The 15,248-nt window shown below is 54.3% G+C and carries 14 protein-coding genes and 1 pseudogene; 6 read left to right on the top strand and 9 right to left on the bottom strand.

Going from position 1 to position 15,248, the window contains the following annotated elements; genetic code table 11:
- Nucleotides 1-33 precede the first annotated feature (33 nt).
- Nucleotides 34-2,019 (top strand): ligand-gated channel protein, encoded by a 1,986-nt coding sequence (locus NL510_RS08325; protein WP_253383586.1) that lies wholly within the window; start codon nucleotides 34-36, stop codon nucleotides 2,017-2,019.
- A gap of 53 nt (nucleotides 2,020-2,072) precedes the next feature.
- On the opposite strand, the gene NL510_RS08320 is transcribed toward NL510_RS08325, so the two are convergent.
- Together NL510_RS08320 and yieE are read right to left on the bottom strand one after the other, a co-directional pair.
- A complete protein-coding gene (locus NL510_RS08320; RefSeq protein WP_253383584.1) occupies nucleotides 2,073-3,542 on the bottom strand; it encodes an amino acid permease in 1,470 nt (489 codons plus the stop codon).
- 184 nt (nucleotides 3,543-3,726) lie between these two features.
- Nucleotides 3,727-4,593, bottom strand: coding sequence for a DNA-binding transcriptional regulator YeiE (gene yieE / locus NL510_RS08315; protein ID WP_253383582.1), 867 nt, complete (start codon nucleotides 4,591-4,593; stop codon nucleotides 3,727-3,729).
- A gap of 98 nt (nucleotides 4,594-4,691) precedes the next feature.
- Between yieE and NL510_RS08310 the strand changes: the two genes are divergently transcribed.
- Both NL510_RS08310 and nfo read left to right on the top strand, forming a co-directional pair.
- Nucleotides 4,692-5,738: a YeiH family protein gene (locus NL510_RS08310; RefSeq protein ID WP_253383573.1), complete on the top strand. Its 1,047-nt coding sequence runs from the start codon at nucleotides 4,692-4,694 to the stop codon at nucleotides 5,736-5,738.
- A 64-nt stretch (nucleotides 5,739-5,802) separates the two neighbouring features.
- A complete protein-coding gene (nfo, locus tag NL510_RS08305) occupies nucleotides 5,803-6,660 on the top strand; it encodes a deoxyribonuclease IV (RefSeq protein WP_253383565.1) in 858 nt (285 codons plus the stop codon).
- A gap of 47 nt (nucleotides 6,661-6,707) precedes the next feature.
- Here the strand turns inward: nfo and fruA are convergent, their stop codons facing one another.
- Genes fruA through fruB form a run of 3 tightly spaced genes read right to left on the bottom strand, consistent with a single transcriptional unit; the run spans nucleotide 6,708 to nucleotide 10,457 of the window.
- The gene (gene fruA / locus NL510_RS08300; RefSeq protein WP_253383563.1) at nucleotides 6,708-8,372 is read right to left on the bottom strand and encodes a PTS fructose transporter subunit IIBC; all 1,665 of its coding nucleotides are present in this window, start codon (nucleotides 8,370-8,372) and stop codon (nucleotides 6,708-6,710) included.
- A 16-nt stretch (nucleotides 8,373-8,388) separates the two neighbouring features.
- A complete protein-coding gene (gene fruK, locus NL510_RS08295) occupies nucleotides 8,389-9,327 on the bottom strand; it encodes a 1-phosphofructokinase (RefSeq protein WP_253383561.1) in 939 nt (312 codons plus the stop codon).
- Complete coding sequence (gene fruB / locus NL510_RS08290; RefSeq protein ID WP_253383553.1) at nucleotides 9,327-10,457, bottom strand: fused PTS fructose transporter subunit IIA/HPr protein; 1,131 nt, start codon at nucleotides 10,455-10,457, stop codon at nucleotides 9,327-9,329. Before fruB ends, fruK begins: the two co-directional genes overlap by 1 nt.
- 358 nt (nucleotides 10,458-10,815) lie before the next feature.
- Between fruB and setB the strand changes: the two genes are divergently transcribed.
- Entirely contained in the window at nucleotides 10,816-11,997 is a 1,182-nt protein-coding gene (gene setB, locus NL510_RS08285) for a sugar efflux transporter SetB (RefSeq protein ID WP_253383551.1), read from the top strand.
- A gap of 17 nt (nucleotides 11,998-12,014) precedes the next feature.
- On the opposite strand, the gene NL510_RS22870 is transcribed toward setB, so the two are convergent.
- Entirely contained in the window at nucleotides 12,015-12,122 is a 108-nt protein-coding gene (locus tag NL510_RS22870) for a Fe-S-cluster oxidoreductase (RefSeq protein ID WP_366518958.1), read from the bottom strand.
- A gap of 291 nt (nucleotides 12,123-12,413) precedes the next feature.
- Between NL510_RS22870 and NL510_RS08280 the strand changes: the two are divergent.
- Nucleotides 12,414-12,616 (top strand): annotated as a pseudogene (locus tag NL510_RS08280) (IS630 family transposase); the annotation flags it as partial.
- On the opposite strand, the gene NL510_RS08275 reads toward NL510_RS08280, so the two are convergent.
- Nucleotides 12,542-12,892, bottom strand: a complete 351-nt coding sequence (locus NL510_RS08275; RefSeq protein ID WP_253383549.1) for a hypothetical protein — start codon at nucleotides 12,890-12,892, stop codon at nucleotides 12,542-12,544. The pseudogene NL510_RS08280 and the gene NL510_RS08275 sit on opposite strands and share 75 nt — an antisense overlap.
- 72 nt (nucleotides 12,893-12,964) lie before the next feature.
- On the bottom strand, nucleotides 12,965-13,219 hold the full coding sequence (locus NL510_RS08270) for a YkgJ family cysteine cluster protein (protein ID WP_253383547.1): 255 nt from the start codon (nucleotides 13,217-13,219) through the stop codon (nucleotides 12,965-12,967).
- 164 nt (nucleotides 13,220-13,383) lie between these two features.
- Between NL510_RS08270 and yeiP the strand changes: the two genes are divergently transcribed.
- Entirely contained in the window at nucleotides 13,384-13,956 is a 573-nt protein-coding gene (gene yeiP, locus NL510_RS08265) for an elongation factor P-like protein YeiP (RefSeq protein ID WP_008500940.1), read from the top strand.
- Between the two features lie 30 nt (nucleotides 13,957-13,986).
- Here yeiP and uxuA read toward each other — a convergent pair whose 3' ends face one another.
- A complete protein-coding gene (gene uxuA / locus NL510_RS08260) occupies nucleotides 13,987-15,177 on the bottom strand; it encodes a mannonate dehydratase (RefSeq protein ID WP_253383540.1) in 1,191 nt (396 codons plus the stop codon).
- Nucleotides 15,178-15,248 lie beyond the last annotated feature (71 nt).

The raw sequence follows: 15,248 nt of genomic DNA, 5'->3' as shown, positions 1-15,248 counted from the left end.
GAGTTTTTTTTTATTTTTATACGGAATGTACAAATGACTATACCTCACGTTAAGGTGCTGGCCGCCGCCATTGGCGTCGCCACACTGCCGCCATGCGTTCACGCAGCCGATCGGGATACCGTTGTGGTTACCGCGACGGGTTTTGAACAAAAAATCCAGAACGCGCCCGCCTCCATCTCCGTCATCTCTAAACAGCAGCTTGAAGACAAAGCGTATCGCGACGTCACCGATGCGCTTAGGGACGTGCCGGGGGTCGTCGTTACCGGCGGCGGAAGCAGCAGCGATATCAGCATTCGTGGCATGGCTTCTCAATACACGCTGTTCCTGGTCAACGGCAAACGCGTCAGAACGCGCAGTACACGCCCGAACAGCGATAACTCGGGGATTGAACAAGGCTGGCTGCCGCCGCTGGAGTCCATCGAGCGAATTGAAGTGATCCGCGGGCCAATGTCGTCACTGTATGGTTCAGACGCCATGGGTGGCGTTATCAACGTCATTACCAAAAAAGTGTCGAACACCAAAGCCTGGACCGGTTCTTTGCATGGCGATGCCACGTTCCAGGAAAATAATGATTCCGGGGATATCTTTCAGACCAACGCCTGGGCTTCTGGCCCGTTGATTGAGGGCCTGCTGGGGGCAAAAGTGACGGGACTGCTGTCACGGCGCGCGGAAGATAAAATTGAAAACGGTTTTAACGAGCAGAAAATGCGTAACGGGAGTATTACGCTGAACTTCACCCCGGACGAGATGAACGATTTCGACCTCGATTTCGCCCGTGAGCTGCAGGACAGAAACAGCACGCCGGGCATGTCGAAAGCCGCCGAAACCTGCCGCGGTACAATCTGTACGCCAAACACCAAAAGCGAAACGCGCTACGAGCATACCACCTACTCGTTAACCCACAGCGGCTATTACAACGATTTTAATACCACCAGCTATATCCAGCAGGAAGAGACCAACAACCCGGGTCGCGAAATGCGCGCGTATAACACCACCTTCAACAACCAGAACCAGGTCTTCCTCGGGGATCACACTCTGACCCTCGGCGGGCAGTATCGCTACGAAAAACTGCGCGATAACGGTAATCAGCTTGAAGCAGCGGATGGCCTGAACAAGCTGACGCGCTGGAGTTGGGCGCTGTTTGCTGAAGATGAATGGTCGATGACCGACAGCTTTACTCTGACCGGCGGCCTGCGGATGGATAAAGACCAAAACTACGGCACCAACTGGACGCCGCGTGGCTATGGCGTGTGGCACCTTGCTGACCAGTGGACGCTGAAAGGCGGCGTTTCTGCAGGTTATCGTGCGCCGGACCTGCGCCAGTCTTCTGCAAGCTGGGGGCAGGTGACCGGCGGCGGTCGTCTTGACGGCATCATCGTCGGTAACCCGGACCTGAAGCCAGAGAAGAGCCTGAGCGAAGAGATCGCCCTGCTCTGGGATAACAGCGATAACCTCAACGCCGGGGTTACGCTTTTTAACACCGACTTTAAGGATAAAATCACAGAAGTACGCCGCTGCAACAGCAGTTCGGATCCCGCCTGTACCATTGGCAATCATACCTATGATTTTGTGAGCGACCGCGTCAACGTGGACAAAGCCAACATGCGCGGTGTGGAATCGACCTTTGGCTGGAAAATCACCCAGGATGTAAACTGGACGGCTAACTATACCTATACCGAATCTGAACAGAAGAGTGGTCAGTTCTCCGGAAAACCGCTGAACAAAATGCCGAAACATATGTTCAACACCACGCTGGACTGGCAAGCCACGCCGGATGTCGGCTTCTGGAGCCGTCTCAACCTGCGCGGCAAAACGTCTGAGTATCTGAGCCGGACGTCAATGTCCCAGGGCACGCCATCTTATACGCAGGTTGATGTGGGTCTGCGCTATAACGCGAACAAAAACCTGCTGGTTACCGCCGGGGTTTACAACGTGCTTGATAAGCAGATTGACTACGATACCTATGACACCGTCCTTGACGGACGTCGTTACACCGTCGGTATGACCTATAGCTTCTGATCCTGAATGAAACAAGCCCGCTCGAATGAGCGGGCTAAAGAGAGAAAGCGCGGTTATTGTTTAAATCGTTCCGGGAAATCCATTTCACTGTAGCGAACGAATTGCGTTCCTTTCGTCAGTTTGTAGCCAAACCAGATTATCAGGAACAGCGGAATACCAATGTAGGTGGCCGTGACTGCGCCCCAGTCAATGGTGTCCGCCAGGAAAGCTTCATAGTTCTGACCCAGCGTAATGATCAGGCACAGAATAAAGGCGAAAATTGGCCCCAGCGGGAAGAATCCGGAACGATACGGCAGGTTATTCAGGTCATGGCCCTGCTTCACGTATCCGCGACGGAAACGGTAATGGCTAATCGCAATTCCCAGCCAGGCGATAAAGCCCGTCATCCCCGAGGTGTTAAGCAACCACAGGTAAACCGTTTGATTACCGAACATGGAGGTCAGGAAGCACAGGCCTGCAATAACGGTGGTGGCATAGAGTGCGTTACGCGGTACACCGCCACGAGAAAGCTTCGCGAAGATACGCGGCGCTTTACCGTCGCAGGCCAGGGTGTAAAGCATACGGGTCGAAGCGTACATCCCGGAGTTACCCGCAGAGAGCACGGCTGTCAGAATAACGGCATTCATCACCGCCGCCGCAGAGAGCAGACCGGCATGCTGGAAGACCAGCGTGAACGGGCTAACGCTGATGTCTTTGACGTCGTTACGCAGCAGGCTTGGATCGGTGTAAGGAATGATCAGGCTGATTATCAGGATGGCGAAGACATAAAACAGCAGGATACGCCAGAACACCTGGCGCACCGCGCGCGGAATGTTCTTCTCCGGGTTTTCAGACTCACCGGCGGCAATACCGATAAGCTCGGTGCCCTGGAAGGAGAAACCCACGATCATCGCCACGCCGATCATGGCGGAAAAACCACCGGCAAAGGGCGCGTCGCCTATTGACCAGTTGCTCCATCCCGCCGGTTGAGCGCCTTTGAAAATACCCACGATCATCGCCACACCGACCACGATAAAGATGATGACGGTAGCCACTTTGATCAAAGAGAACCAATATTCTGCTTCACCAAACCCACGCACGGAGATGTAGTTCAGCAGGAAAATGACGGCGAGGAACAGTGCGCTCCAGATCCAGCCTGGGGTATCCGGGAACCACCAGTTCATCACCAACTGTGCGGCAACCAGGTCAACGGCGATGGTGACCGCCCAGTTGTACCAGTAGTTCCAGCCCAGCGCGAAGCCAAAGCCCTCTTCTACGTATTTTTGACCGTAAGTTGAAAACGAGCCAGATACTGGCATGTAGGCAGCCAGTTCGCCCAGACTGGTCATCAGGAAGTAGACCATCATGCCAATCAGAATATAAGAGAAGAGTGCCCCGCCCGGGCCTGCCGCCGAAATCGTTGCGCCGGAGGCAACGAAAAGACCTGTACCGATTGAACCGCCAATGGCGATCATCGTCAGGTGACGCGCCTTGAGTTCGCGACGTAGCGCGGGCGCTTCTGTGGTTTTAGTTTCTGAAACCATGTGAAAATGCTGTCCATTTATTAAATGAGGCGCGATTGTAGCAGACGATACGCGTTCCTTCTGGCAGAAATGCCCAGTTATAAGAGAGGTTCATGACTCGGCCAGAATTATAAGTAAAGCATAATTTGTTTCCCTCTCCCCAGAAAAGACGGCTGTGCGCGATCCCCTCCGGGGAGAGGAGTTACTACATTTCGCAATAACGCAAAAAACGCTGCAGGGAGCTGGAAAGGTGTTTCTGCCGATGATGAATGCACCACAGGGTTCGCACCAGTTTTGGCAGCGGAATGGGAATTTCAACCAGCGAGCCGGCCTCGAGCTGTTCCGCAATCACCCGTCGGGAGAGACAGCTGATCCCAAGCCCATGGCGCACCGCATGTTTGATGGCTTCAGAATTGCCCAGTTCCATACCCAACCGGAACTGCGGCAGGTGTGAAAGCAGGAGATAATCGACGATTTCGCGCGTGCCGGAACCTTGTTCACGCAGGATCCACTGGGCCTGCGCCAGACGCTCCAGCGTCACCTCGCCGTGCAATAAAGACGAAGCCGGCGAGGCAAATACCACCAGTTCATCTTCCAGCCAGGGTTCAGCAATGATATCCACGTTATGGCATGGCCCTTCTATAAGACCGATATCCACGCGGAAATCGATCACCGCATTGATCACGTCCTGGCTATTGCCGACGCTCATCTCCAGCGGCAATGTCGGGAAATCCCGGCGATAGCGGGCAATCACTTCCGGCAGAATATAGTTGCCGATGGTACTGCTGGCATACACGCGGAGAGCGCCGTTGCCTTCGCGAAAAAGATGTTGAATTTCAATGGCCTGCTCCAGCAATGCCAGCGCACGGGGGTAAAGCAGCCGACCATGTTCGTTGACCACCAGCCGCTTCCCTACCCTGTCGAAAAGCTGCACGCCCAATTGTCCTTCGAGATCGGTCAACGCGGCGCTCACCGCCGACTGGGAGAGAGCCAGCATCTGTGATGCCTGAGTCGTTGACCCGCTTTTCAGCACTTCGGCAAAAACCTCCAGCTGACGCAATGTAATGTGCATAATCGCTTACCACTTATAAAGATTAATTATAAATATATAATCAATTTTATTTTTAAGCCAGCACGCCGTAACCTTTGCGCCAGACACAGGAGAAGGTTATGACAGAACTCACCTTACAAAATCATCGTACAGTCAGGCATTTTGTGCCGGGGCTTGCACTTAGCGCCGCAGTGACCGGCATAGCATTATGGGGGGGCAGCGTTCCGGCGGTCGCGGGCGCCGGTTTTAGCGCCTTAACGCTGGCTATTTTGCTCGGCATGGTCGTCGGGAATACCCTTTACCCGCATATCTGGAAAGCCTGCGACGGCGGCGTGATCTTTGCTAAACAACATCTGCTGCGCCTGGGGATTATTCTTTACGGCTTTCGCCTCACCTTCTCGCAGATTGCCGATATCGGCGTAAGCGGGATAGCTATCGACATCCTGACCCTGACCAGCACCTTTCTACTGGCCTGTTTTATTGGTCAAAACGTGTTTGGCCTGGACAAACAGACCAGTTGGCTAATCGGGGCCGGGAGCAGTATCTGCGGTGCCGCCGCGGTGCTGGCAACGGAACCCGTGATCAAAGCCGAAGCCAGTAAAGTGACGGTGGCGGTGGCGACCGTGGTGATTTTCGGCACGCTGGCGATATTCCTCTACCCGGCGATGTATCCACTGGTGGCCCACTGGTTTAGTCCGGAGAATTACGGTATTTACATCGGCTCGACTATGCATGAAGTGGCGCAGGTGGTGGCGGCGGGCCACGCCATTAACCCGGAAGCGGAAAATGCGGCGGTGATTGCCAAAATGCTGCGCGTCATGATGCTGGCCCCGTTCCTGATTATCCTGGCCGCGCGTGTCAAACAGCTGGCTCCTGCTGGCGGCAATGAGAAGAGCAAAATCACCATTCCGTGGTTTGCGATCCTGTTTATCGTGGTGGCGATTTTCAACTCCTTCCACCTGCTGCCGAAAGCCGTCGTGGACATGCTGGTGACGCTGGATACCGTCCTGCTCGCAATGGCGATGGCGGCTCTGGGCGTGACCACTCACGTCAGCGCGCTGAAAAAAGCCGGTGCTAAACCGCTGCTAATGGCATTGATGTTATTCATATGGCTGATTATCGGCGGTGGCGCGATTAACCTCGCGGTTCACAGCCTGATGGCATAAACCACTACATCCTTCACCTGTTAACCCGTTATCATAAGCCTTTCGGGTTAACAGGAGTCCCTTTATGAAATACATTGGAGCGCACGTCAGCGCTGCAGGCGGCCTTGCTAATGCCGCCATTCGCGCCGCCGAAATCGAGGCGACCGCCTTCGCCCTGTTCACCAAGAACCAACGCCAGTGGCATGCTGCACCGCTCACCCCGAAAGTGATTGATGATTTTAACGCCGCCTGCGAGAAATACCGCTACGGGCCAGGGCAAATCCTTCCCCACGACAGCTACCTGATTAACCTCGGCCATCCGGTTCAGGACGCGCTGGAAAAATCTCGTGAGGCGTTTCTCGATGAAGTGCAGCGCTGCGAGCAGCTCGGGCTGACGCTGCTTAACTTCCACCCGGGTAGCCACCTGATGCAAATTGACGAAGACGCTTGTCTGGCGCGTATTGCTGAGTCTATCAACATCACGCTGGATAAAACCCGGGGCGTTACGGCGGTTATTGAGAATACCGCCGGGCAGGGCAGCAACCTTGGCTTTACGTTCGAACATCTGGCGGCGATTATCGACGGCGTGGAAGACAAAACCCGCGTGGGCGTATGTATTGATACCTGCCATGCCTTTGCTGCCGGGTATGACCTGCGCACAACCGAGGCCACGAAAAACACCTTTGATGAATTCGAGCGTATTGTCGGCTTTAACTATCTGCGCGGGATGCACTTAAACGATGCGAAAAGCGCGTATGCCAGCCGCGTTGACCGTCACCACAGCCTGGGTGAAGGCAACATTGGTCACGATGCTTTCCGCTTTATTATGCAGGACGCGCGTTTCGACGGCATTCCGATGGTGCTTGAAACCATCAATCCGGATATCTGGGCGCAAGAAATTGCCTGGCTGAAAGCACAGCAAACCGCAGACGCGGTGGCATAAAAAAAAGCCGGGTCGCTCACGCACCCGGCTTTTTGTTGTTTTAGCGCTTAGGCTGTTTTCGCCATCACTTCTGCCTCAGGGCGCTTGAGCACTGCGTAAGACAGACCCGCAACCAGCGTACCGGCGATAATCGCCAGCAGGTATCCCAGCACTGGCGTAATGGCGCCTGGGATCAGCAGGACGAACAGGCCACCGTGCGGTGCCATCAGTTTCGCCCCCACAGCCATGGAGATAGCGCCGGTTACCGCGCCGCCGACGATACAGCAAGGCAGTACACGCATTGGGTCACGCGCGGCGAAGGGAATTGCGCCTTCGGTGATGAAGCACAAGCCCAGCACCAGTGCCGCTTTACCGCCTTCCTGCTGCGCTTTATCGAATTTACGACGCGCAATAAGGGTCGCCATTCCCAGCGCCAGCGGTGGCACCATGCCTGCCGCCATAATCGCCGCCATCGGCGCATAGGTTTGTGTACTGAGCAGACCGACCCCGAAAGCGTACGCCGCTTTGTTCACCGGGCCGCCCATGTCGGTACACATCATGCCGCCGAGGATAGCACCCAGCAGAACCGCGTTCGCCGTTCCCATGGTTTGCAGCCAGTGGGTAAGCCCTTCCAGGATACCGGCAACCGGCTTACCAATCAGGTAAATCATCGCCAGACCAACCACCAGGCTGGAAAGCAGCGGGATGATCAGAATCGGCTTCAGCGCTTCCATACTTTGCGGCAGCTTCAGCTTCGAGCTGATAAGCTTCGCAACGTAACCGGCCAGGAAGCCGGCAATGATACCGCCGATAAAGCCTGAACCGGTGCTCACAGCCAGCATACCGCCGATAAGCCCAGGCGTCAGGCCCGGACGGTCAGCAATGGAGAAGGCGATAAACCCAGCCAGTACAGGCACCATCAGCGCGAACGCTGAGCCACCGCCAATCTGCATTAACGCAGCCGCCAGCGTGCCCTCTTCTTTAAACGCTTCAATGCCAAATGCGAAGGAGAGCGCGATACATAAACCGCCCGCCACCACCATCGGCAGCATATAAGAAACACCGGTCAGCAGATGGCGATAGGCTCCCGCAGACTCTTTCTTCCCTTCATTAGCGCTTTTGGCTGCCCCCGTCGCCTGATAGGGCTTAGCTTCCGCCAGCGCTTTATCAAACTCCTGAGCGGTCTTTTTCAGCGCCAGGCCGGTAGAGGTACGGTACATCGGTTTGCCGGCAAATTTTGCCAGGTCCACTTCAATGTCGGCCGCCACGATCACCAGATCGGCTTCGGCCACCTCTTCTGGCGTGATGGCATTGCCCGCCCCGACAGAGCCGCGCGTTTCAACTTTTACCCACCAGCCGCGCTTTTTGGCTTCAGTTTCAATCGCTTCAGCCGCCATGAAGGTATGCGCGACGCCGGTCGGGCACGCCGTTATCGCCACAACGCGCTTTGGACCAGACGCGGCAACCGTGAACACAGAGGCGTGGCTTTTCGCTTCGCTCAGGAACAGTTCAGGATGTGCCACCGCGCGATTGATATCGCCCAGCCACACTTTTTTACCGTTCAGCGCGCCGTCAGCCGGGATTTTATCGCCCAGAACAATCGCCAGTTCGGCGTCACCTGGATTATCGATAATCTCCAGATGCGCTTTGTTCGCCGCCGCTCCCAGCAAGGTCTTCGCCATATAGGCGCGAGCCTGTCCGAGACCGGAATCAATAATCAGCAGCGTTTTCATTATTCCTCTCCTGCTGTTAGTTAAAAGGTTTTAAGTCAACGCGCGCCATCATTGCGGCTAACTGGGTACGATCGGTAATCCCGACATTGCTCTGGCTTACGGCCAGGGCAGCAACGGCGGTGGCAAGACGTAAAGTATGTTCACTGGACTCACGCATCAGCAGGCCGTAAATCAGGCCGCCAACCATTGAATCCCCGGCGCCCACAGTACTGACCACGTCAACCGACGGCGGTTTGGCGATCCATTCGCCAGACGCGTTAACCCACAACGCTCCCTCTGCACCAAGAGAAATCACCACGTGAGCGATACCTTGCTCGCGCAGCGCATGCGCAGCTTCAATCACATCGGTTAATTCTGGCAGCTTTCGGGCAGCCCAGATCTCAAGTTCCCGGCGATTCGGTTTAACCAGCCAGGGTGACGCCTTCAGACCGGCAACCAGCGCATCGCGGCTACTGTCAAAGATTATGCACGGACACTGGCTGCGCAGACGGGTCATCCAGTCGGTGAACGCTTCCGGGCTGACGCCAGAGGGCAGGCTGCCGCTGACGCATACCATATCGAACTGGCCAAGCCAGCTCAGGGAATCATTAACAAAACGCTCCCAGTCTGAAGGCGTGACGTCAAAACCGGAGAAGTTCAGATCGGTAACTTCACCGTCTTTCTCCGTCAGTTTCACGTTAATACGGGTACGCCCCTGCACAACCTGGAAACGGTTAGCAATGCCCAGTTCGCTGAACAACTGCTGGAAACCGTCCTGGTTATCTTTGCCAAGGAATCCGCCGACGGTGACGTCGATACCGAGATCTTTGAGCACTTTTGCGACGTTGATCCCTTTGCCCGCAGCATGCAGGCCAGTGGTACGCACGAGGTTAACTTCGCCGCGCTCAATTTCCGGGCAGAACCCTACCAGGTCATAGGCCGGGTTGAGGGTAATAGTAGCAACACGTCTGCTCATTATGCGCCCTCCCCCAGTCCCGCAGTAATGGCCTCGCCAATTGCTTTCAGCGCCTGTTCAGCATCTGCGCCCTGCGCGGTGAAACGCAGTCGGTGGCCTTTTTTCACCCCCAGCGCGACCACTTTCATCAGGCTACGGCCGTTGGCCGGTTTGCCTGAACCCTCCAGGTTGGTCACGGTTATCTCACTTTCAAATTGTTTGATGGTGTTCACCAGCATGGTGCCGGGACGGGCGTGCAAACCGTGTTCGTTACGGATAACGAACTCAGCGCTCAGCACATCGTCGGTCAGGGCATCATCACGGGTCAGCAATGCCAGCACGGTTGCGGCATCGGCGTTCAGCAGTTTTTCAGCTTTATTGATAAGCAGGAGATCGCCCAGACGCTTTAGCACGGCAACCGGTTGGTCATCGGTCATCGCCACGGTCACCAGCATCGCGGCAGGATGGCCGTCTACGTCAAACGCGTTTGCCGCACGGCTCACCGCAATCGCACTGCGCAGATTGCCTTGCGCACTGTCGTTCAGCCAGATCCCCTGACCCAGATTCAACGGTTTATCGTTAATAACGCTGGTCACAAATGCAGCGTCGACTGCACCGGCTTCTTTCAGACGACCGGCGTTCAGCGCCTGCAGCGTCACCAGGTCAGCTGCGGCAACGTCCAGCGTCAGCGTTTCATTATCCAGTTTCAGCGCTTCACTCTGTTTTTCGCCCATCAGCAAGGCGCGTAGCGCTTCAGCTGAAGGGGCGGATTTGAGCTGTTCAGCAACGGAGTCATCACTCAGTACGTGGGTCAGTTGGCGCAGCAAGCCTAAGTGTTCATCGCTACTGGCAGCTATGCCGATAGCCACGTAAGCCATCTGGCCCTCACCCCAGAGTACGCCCTGTGGGAACTGGTAAACCTGAACGCCGGTTTTCAGCACCTGGTCGCGGGTGTCTGTGGTGCCGTGTGGAATGGCGATACCGTTACCGAGGAAGGTAGAGGTTTGCTGCTCGCGCGCCAGCATGCCGTTGACGTAGCCGTCCGCCACGTTACCCGCCTGTACCAGCGCGGCGGCAACCAGACGAATAGCCTCTTCTTTATTCCCGGCCTGTGCGCCCGGGTGGATATCCTGAACAGATAACTGGAACATGGTTCTCCTCTCCTGCTGAAAGTGAATCGTTTCAGCCTTAATGAGAAAAATACGCTAACCTGCTCCGTCAGTTCAAACAAGATAGCGCTGAAACGTTTCAAGAAGTCTTGCCGTTAATACACGTTGTTGCAAGGAAAGTTACATTTCGCATTGCAGAATTTAGAGATGCAGCACATTTTTCTGCTCTTAGCTGAAATGTGCTGACGTTAAGCCAGGGCGGTTTCAGCCAGGGTCAGCCTGAGCGTGTAAGTTGAAATGCCATTTTGATTTTTTGTGGCGAAATTGACCGCACCCCCTGTTTATTTAATGACTGGCGGCGTAAACTCCGCCTCTCTCTGACATTCGCCGATTCTGAAACATGCATAACACCCCCGCTGCCGCCTCGCCAAAGCCCTTTGATCTGACATCATCGGCGTTTTTGATTGTTGCTTTCCTCACCGGGATCGCCGGTGCGTTACAAACCCCAACGCTAAGCCTGTTTCTGACCAATGAAGTCCACGCCCGTCCAGCAATGGTCGGCTTCTTCTTTACCGGTAGCGCCATTATCGGCATTTTGGTCAGCCAGTTCCTGGCAGGCCGTTCCGATCGCAAAGGCGATCGTAAAAGTTTGATTGTCTTTTGCTGTTTGCTGGGCGTTTTCGCCTGTGCCCTCTTTGCCTGGAACCGCAACTATTTCGTTCTGCTGTTTGTCGGGGTGTTTCTGAGCAGTTTTGGCTCTACCGCTAACCCGCAGATGTTTGCCCTTGCCCGCGAGCATGCAGACCGGACCGGGCGTGAAGCGGTGATGTTCAGCTCTATTCTTCGCGCGCAGGTCTCGCTGGCGTGGGTCATTGGCCCGCCGCTGGCCTACGCGCTGGCGATGGGTTTTGGCTTTACGGTGATGTATCTGAGTGCTGCCGTCGCGTTTGTGGTGTGTGGCGCGATGGTATGGCTCTTTTTGCCGTCGATGCGCAAAGAACCGAAAGTAGCCACTGGCGTACTTGAAGCGCCGCGCCGTAACCGCCGTGATGCGCTGCTGCTCTTTACTATCTGTACGCTGATGTGGGGAACCAACAGCCTTTACATCATTAACATGCCGCTATTTATTATCAATGAGCTGCATCTGCCTGAGAAACTGGCAGGCATAATGATGGGTACCGCGGCAGGGCTTGAAATCCCAACCATGCTGATAGCGGGTTATTACGCAAAGCGCTTCGGCAAGCGTTTTTTGATGCGCATCGCGGCCGTCGCCGGGCTACTGTTCTATGTGGGTATGCTGACGGTGCACACGCCGGGGTTGCTGCTCGCGTTACAGTTCCTGAACGCCATCTATATTGGCATTCTGGCGGGCATTGGCATGCTCTATTTTCAGGATTTGATGCCGGGCCAGGCGGGTTCAGCCACCACCCTTTATACGAATACCAGCCGCGTGGGCTGGATAATCGCAGGCTCATTGGCCGGCGTGGTGGCGGAGATCTGGAACTATCACACCGTGTTCTGGATAGCGCTGGTGATGTGCGTTCTGACACTGAGCTGTCTGACGCGGATTAAAGACGTTTAAGGCGCAGTAAGAATTTCTCATTCAATAAGATACCTCATTGCCTGCGTGCGAGTTTGCCCGCACATTTCGGCTGAAGGCGTAAGCCCGGAGCACACTCTGGGGCGTAATGGCGAGCTAACGACGATACGAAGGAATTAGATTGTTCATTTGGTTCAGAAGCTGGGGATTTCTTGACTGGCATTTCGAAGTCAGCACTCGTCAACGTGAAACTGGATTTCAATGGCGAGATCCGCAATTACAGTTTCAACACGACAGAGCTCAGGAAAATACTGACTGCCAAAGTTATAAAGCAAGCGATGAGAAACTTAATTGAGCCTGGAAAAACCTTAGCCCTGAAACACGTAAACGCTTGCTCCCTACGCAAAGAGAATGGATAAAGAAAAAAGCCGACTGAAATAATCGGGTGTTGAAGGTCACCTGCCGGGCGTGCCCGTCGCTGGCCTTTTGAGCCTATCTGCACGCGGTTACGTGAGCTGGTAAAACATGTTCACGGTGGAGTACAGAACTTCTGGCAATAAAAATCAATGAGATAACCGGATGCCAGCTACATGCAGGGACCGTTCGCCGCTGGTTGCCCATTCCAGGCCTTCATTTTAAAGCGCCCTCTAAGACGCTCAAAAAGATCACTTACCAAGACATTGCTGTAATGCGATTGCATTGCATGGATCTGCTTAATCAACGCATCAATGATTACTTTACTGATCGGATGATAACCTTTCTTCATCGAATCATAGTTCACACGGTAGACAAGCCCATCAAGCACATATTCAGAACTATGGATAAGAGAGTAACGGCCATTATCACGATGATTGGTTATTTTTTGAACGACAGAGAAAGGCTCACAAGGAGGATCAAGCCCTAAAGCCACTGGCATAATTGCGGTGTTAGTCGACAAATAGAAACTCCGAAAAGTTTCCGCAACAAATTTTTAATACCACACACCACTAAATTATATATGGCAACAACTTTATAATGAGGTCAGTTTTTCAAGATGAATCAAGTAAGCTATAGCCTCTTCGCGATTTGTATGGCACATATCGAGTGAAGGGCGCAGGCTACTACACACTTTGGGGCGGTGGATTGACCCAAAGATGTTGCATAAATTATCTTCCGATAACTGCACACATCTTACATTTGCTGGCTTGCCTTGTGGCATTCCCGGGATGGGGCTTGAAATGGACGGTGCAGTACAGCACGCGCCGCAATCTGGACGACAATCCATACAGGTTCTCTTTAGCTGGCAAATACCCGCGCAGTCGGGCATCGCGCGCACAGTAGCACCTTTTGCGTATTGATAGCAAAAGCCACGAATTCCTCTTGCCTGAAAGGCCGCGCACGCGTAATTTGACGCGATATTTTTTACCTCCCGTAAACAGGATTACTGCAATGCCAAGAGCGAACGAAATTAAGAAAGGTATGGTACTGAATTACAACGGCAAACTGCTGATTGTGAAAGATATCGATATTCAGGCCCCTAGCGCCCGTGGGGCAGCAACGCTGTACAAAATGCGTTTCGCCGATGTGCGTACCGGCCTGAAGGTTGAAGAACGTTTCAAAGGGGACGATATCGTTGATACCGTGACCCTGACCCGTCGCTATGTTGATTTCTCTTACATTGACGGCAACGAGTATGTGTTCATGGATAAAGAAGATTATACCCCGTATATCTTCACTAAAGATCAGATAGAAGAAGAACTGCTGTTTATTCCTGAAGGTGGTATGCCAGATATGCAGGTGCTGACCTGGGATGGCGTGCTGCTGGCGCTGGAACTGCCGCAGACTGTGGATCTGGAAATTGTTGAAACCGCACCGGGCATCAAAGGCGCGTCGGCAAGTGCGCGTAACAAACCGGCGACCCTGACTACCGGTCTGGTTGTGCAGGTTCCTGAATACCTGTCTGCTGGCGAGAAAATTCGCATCCATATTGAAGAAAAACGTTATATGGGTCGTGCTGACTAAAATCCAACCCGGCTTTCGCCGGGTTTTCTTTTACAGTAATTCGGGATATTTCGTCATCTTCAGCGCCAGCTCAATGCCGCGCACTTCCGCCATCCCTTTCAGGCGACCAATCGCCGAATAGCCTGGGTTCGTTTTCTTGCGTAAATCATCCAGCATCTGGTGTCCGTGATCGGGACGGAACGGAATAGGACGTACATCGCCCGCCTGCTTACGCCGTACCTCTTCTGTCAGAATCGCGTCCACCACCGCCACCATATTCACGTCTCCGCCCAGGTGCGCGGCTTCGTGGAAAGATTTCGGGTTATCTTCACGGCAGGTTGCACGCAGGTGCGTGAAGTGAATGCGATCGCCGAAGGTTTCAATCATCCGCACCAGGTCGTTATCGGCCCGTACGCCGTAAGAGCCGGTACACATGGTAAAGCCGTTGTAGATACTGTCTACGGTCTCTTTAAGCCACTGCATGTCTTCAATGGTAGACACAATTCGCGGCAGACCGAGGATTGGACGCGGAGGATCGTCCGGATGTACCGCCAGGCGTACCCCTGACTCTTCTGCCACCGGTACGATGGCGCGCAGGAAGTGGGCCATATTTTCGCGCAGCTGGTTTTTATCGATATCACCGTATTCCGCCAGACGCGCGCGGAACTGATCCAGCGTGTAGCCCTCTTCCGCACCCGGCAGGCCCGCAATGATGTTGCGGGTCAGCTTTTCGATGTCAGCGTCACTGGCGTCGTTGAACCACACAAGCGCCTGCTGTTGCTCTTCTGCGGTGTAATCGACTTCAGCACCCGGGCGCTTAAGAATATGCAGCTCAAAAGCGGCAAAGGCTATCTGGTCAAAACGCAGCGCCTTTGAACCGTCCGCCATTTGATACTCAAGGTCGGTACGCGTCCAGTCAAGAATCGGCATAAAGTTATAGCAGACGGTATCAATACCGCAGGTCGCCAGGTTGCGGATGCTCTGCTGATAGTTGGCAATCCAGGTCTGATACTCGCCGGTGTGGGTTTTGATCTCTTCGTGAACCGGAATACTTTCCACTACCGACCAGGTTAACCCTTTTTCCGCCAGCAGCGCCTGACGCTTTTGAATTTCATCTACCGGCCAGACCTGGCCGTTAGGAATGTGATGCAGTGCCGTCACGACACCCGTCGCGCCAGCCTGACGCACATCATCAAGAGAAACCGGATCGTTCGGCCCGTACCAACGCCAGGTTTGTTCCATTGCCCCACCCTCACAAGTTGTTATACCAATGTAGAAAAGCCCAATGACGACTACCATACATGCTTACTGAT

It is taken from the genome of unidentified bacterial endosymbiont, from assembly GCF_918797525.1.
In the GTDB taxonomy this organism is placed as follows: Bacteria; Pseudomonadota; Gammaproteobacteria; order Enterobacterales; family Enterobacteriaceae; genus Enterobacter.
This window is presented reverse-complemented; position numbering and strand designations above follow the sequence as displayed.